Genomic DNA, 2,896 nt, shown 5'->3' with positions numbered 1-2,896 from the left:
AAACAAAGTTGATTGGAACGGAAGGTACGAGACTCCTGCGGGAAAAGCGTGTCTAGGTGAGACCCCGCAGGCGAAAGCCGAAGAGGCTCACCGACCGCCCGCGGAAAGCGAGTGCCTAAAGTGGAAATCAATGTTCATGTTATGCAAACCATAAAAAATAGACAAACTCGGTTTTCACCCGAGTTTGTCTACAGTCTGAAAGACAGCTGAGGCTGTCTTTTTTTCTTTCTCGCCTATTTTTAGCAGTTATATCCAAAGTTACCCACCGTATTCCTTGCTTTTAAAAGTTCAAAGTTTGTACAATACTAATGAAGGCGTTTTTATATATTGGGGATTAATTAGAAACAAAGGGAAGATGACTGTCTTTAAACAACAGAGAGCTTAAAAAAAGCTTGTAATCAGGAGGAGAAACGATGAAATATAGAATCGAGAAAGATACAATGGGGGAAGTTCAAGTACCGTTCGATAAATATTGGGGTGCACAAACAGAAAGAAGCCGGAATAACTTTAAAATTGGTAATGAGAAAATGCCGCTTGAACTTATTCGTGCCTTTGCCTATGTGAAGCAGGCTGCAGCAAAAGTGAATTATGAGCTAGGTGATTTATCAGAAGCAAAAATGAAAGCGATTGTACAAATCTGTGGTGAAATTATGGAAGGGACCCTTGATGAACATTTTCCACTAGTGGTCTGGCAGACAGGCAGCGGAACCCAGAGTAATATGAATGTTAATGAAGTGATTGCAAATAAAGGGAACGAATGGTTGAAGGAAAATGGAAGTGACGAGAGACTTCATCCAAATGATGATGTTAATAAAGCACAAAGCTCAAATGATACGTTCCCAACTGCGATGCATATTGCCGCTTATATGGAAGTTGCAGATCAATTAATTCCGGCTATTAAAGAGCTTCGGGAGACCTTTGCAGCTAAAGAAGAGGAATTCTGGGATATTGTCAAGATTGGACGTACACATCTTCAAGATGCGACTCCATTAACATTGGGTCAAGAAATTTCAGGATGGAAAGCCATGCTTGATAAGGACCTAAGAATGATTGAAGAAAGCAGCCGTTACATATTAGATTTAGCACTGGGTGGAACAGCAGTTGGTACAGGGATTAATACGAAGGCTGAGTTTCCAGCATTGGCAGCAAAGCAAATAGCTGCAGATACAGGTCATTCATTTGAAACAGCAGAAAATAAATTCCATGCATTAACAAGCCATGATGAACTGGTTTATGCACACGGTGCATTAAAAGCCCTAGCAGCGGATTTAATGAAGATCGCAAACGATGTTAGATGGCTGGCAAGCGGACCAAGAAGTGGAATCGGCGAAATTACTATTCCTGCAAATGAGCCTGGAAGTTCCATTATGCCTGGGAAGGTAAATCCAACTCAAAGTGAAGCGTTAACGATGATTGCTGTTCAAGTTTTTGGGAATGATACAGCTGTATCGGTTGCTGCAAGCCAAGGTAATTTTGAATTGAATGTATTTAAACCAGTTATTATTTATAACTTCCTGCAATCTGTGAAGCTATTAAGTGAAGGGATTATTTCCTTCAACGAGCATGCAGCTAAAGGAATTGAAGCAAATGAAGAAAAGATAAAAGAAAATCTTGATCAATCATTAATGCTGGTGACTGCGTTAAACCCGTATATTGGCTATGAAAAAGCAGCTGAAATTGCGAAACTGGCATTCAAGGATGCCTCAACCTTGAAAGCTGCAGCATTGAAATTAAATTATCTTACTGAAGAGCAATTTGATAAATGGGTCGATCCACAGACAATGGTCAATAAATAATGAGCGACGCCCTCCAGATTTAAGGGGCCAAGCTTCTAAGGAGCAATTGCGATGGCACTCTGTCCGTTATGTAATGGATTAAGAAAAATTAATATTCTTTGTACAGAATGCAACACTGAGATGGATGATAAAGGTAAGAGTATGGATTATGATGATGAATACAGTGCTTATATGGATACGGATACCCTAAAACAAAATGATGGGTTTATGCGTAGTCTTGCTGACGGTCAATGTCCGCATCTAATGAAATGCCCAAGTTGTGGACATGATGAGATTATACTTGTGAAAGAATAACCCAGCATTATAAGATGCAGAAAAGGCTATCGAGATCCACTCGATAGCCTTTTCTTTGTAAATTATTGTTCTTTCATAGTACGAATTCGTACTTCCGTTTCTTTATCGAAGAAATGAGCTTTGTTCATATCTAATGCTAATTCAACGTTTTCACCAGCTTGATAAATAGTACGTGCATCTACACGAGCAACAAAGTCCTGCCCAGCGATGGTTGAGTAAAGCATAAATTCAGCACCCATTAGTTCTGCTACATCAATATGGGCAGTAACGGTCGTTTCTGGTGATGTTTCAATAAATAAAGGCTCATCATGGAAGTCTTCTGGACGGATACCCAGAATAATTTCTTTACCGATATAACCTTGCTCACGAAGCATCTTCATTTTACCTTCTGGGATGGCAATGGTTTGTTCCCCTGTTTTAATGATGCCATCAGAAAGAGTTCCATGTAAGAAGTTCATAGCTGGTGAACCGATAAACCCGCCAACAAATACATTATCAGGTTTTTCATAGACATCTTTAGGTGCTCCGACCTGTTGAACAATTCCGTCTTTCATAACTACTAGACGAGTTGCCATTGTCATGGCCTCAGTCTGATCATGCGTTACATAGATTGTTGTTGTATTTAAACGTTTGTGTAATTTTGCAATTTCTGCACGCATTTGAACCCGAAGTTTTGCATCTAAATTGGAAAGTGGTTCATCCATTAAGAATACTTTTGCATCACGAACGATTGCACGACCAAGCGCAACACGCTGACGCTGCCCGCCTGATAAAGCTTTTGGCTTCCGATCTAAGTATGCTTCAAG

At 40.0% G+C, this 2,896-nt stretch carries 3 protein-coding genes; 2 read left to right on the top strand and 1 reads right to left on the bottom strand.

What is annotated here, in order from left to right; translation table 11 throughout:
• The first annotated feature begins 413 nt into the window (after positions 1 to 413).
• Both fumC and AC52RT_RS14010 read left to right on the top strand, forming a co-directional pair.
• Positions 414 to 1,796, top strand: coding sequence for a class II fumarate hydratase (gene fumC / locus AC52RT_RS14015; protein WP_495541315.1), 1,383 nt, complete (start codon positions 414 to 416; stop codon positions 1,794 to 1,796).
• Between the two features lie 51 nt (positions 1,797 to 1,847).
• A complete protein-coding gene (locus tag AC52RT_RS14010; protein WP_495541314.1) occupies positions 1,848 to 2,090 on the top strand; it encodes a hypothetical protein in 243 nt (80 codons plus the stop codon).
• 62 nt (positions 2,091 to 2,152) lie between these two features.
• On the opposite strand, the gene AC52RT_RS14005 is transcribed toward AC52RT_RS14010, so the two are convergent.
• Positions 2,153 to 2,896 (bottom strand): ABC transporter ATP-binding protein (locus AC52RT_RS14005; protein WP_495541313.1); only part of this gene is annotated, 744 nt, incomplete at its 5' end.

Source organism: Peribacillus sp. (assembly GCF_059453735.1).
Note: the sequence above shows the minus strand (reverse complement) of the source record. Positions and strands in the feature narration are given on the sequence as shown.